Annotated in this window: 1 protein-coding gene; it reads right to left on the bottom strand. The window is 59.5% G+C overall.

All coding sequences use genetic code 11. The features are described 5' to 3' along the window. Positions 1-744: 744 nt before the first annotated feature. Positions 745-886 (bottom strand): cold-shock protein (locus AC5ZGW_RS46505; RefSeq protein WP_496114187.1); only part of this gene is annotated, 142 nt, incomplete at its 5' end.

Genomic DNA, 886 nt, shown 5'->3' on the forward strand with positions numbered 1-886 from the left:
TGTGCGCCTCGCGAGAGTGGTCGGCACGACCATCATTCCGGGTGCATTGATACGTTCGCCATAACGGCGGGGGTGCCGTCGGTATGAATTTCGGAGAGGGTGGCGACACTCTCGCCGCGCCTTTCCACGTCAATCCACAAGCCCTGGAGTCGCCCCGGGCGCGATTTTGATATCCGAACGCAGCGAATACATGCGGACGGAATGGTGAAGAACCGGCGCGGCCTCTGGGAAGCTCAACCTCGCATTTCGGAACGTGATCTAGGCTACATCTAACTCCTCACAAACGTGCGAAATTGAGTGTCTACGCATTCTATCGAGCGGGTTCTGCCCCACTTCCGCCCCCAGCATTACATGGACAACCGACCCATGAACTCTCGACACGCGGACGATCTTCCTATTTCGGTTGGTCTACTTGCCTTGGCGGCATTGCCGACGATCGCCTTAATCGTGAATCTCGTTGCTGGGTCATGAGAGCTGGCGCAGCCGAGCGCAAGCCAACAGCTAGGAGCCGACGGGCATCAGGGATGGCTGGTCCCGCCGTAGCCTTCCATGCGCAACGACCAAGCTTCCGCCTCCGCGCGGTCCGCGCCCTAATGGCCCTTCTGGGCGGCTTCCCGGTCCGCCTGGGTGTGGATACAGGCCATACGATGGCGCGTGGATAAATACGCCCTGCAACTAGCGCCGGCTGAGGTTCGCCAACACACTCTGAAAGGGGCCCGCCAGCGTGAACTGGCGGTTTTGAATTCATCCGACTCTTAGATTTTCAGCGGACGTCTTGCCCCTGTTGGTCATCTCTTCGTAGCTGACCCTGGTCCCCTCATTGAGACCGCTCAGCCCCGCTTTTTCAACGGCCGAGATGTGGACGAAGACATCCTTGCCGCCCTTG

Source organism: Bradyrhizobium sp. Crot121 (genome assembly GCF_059512385.1).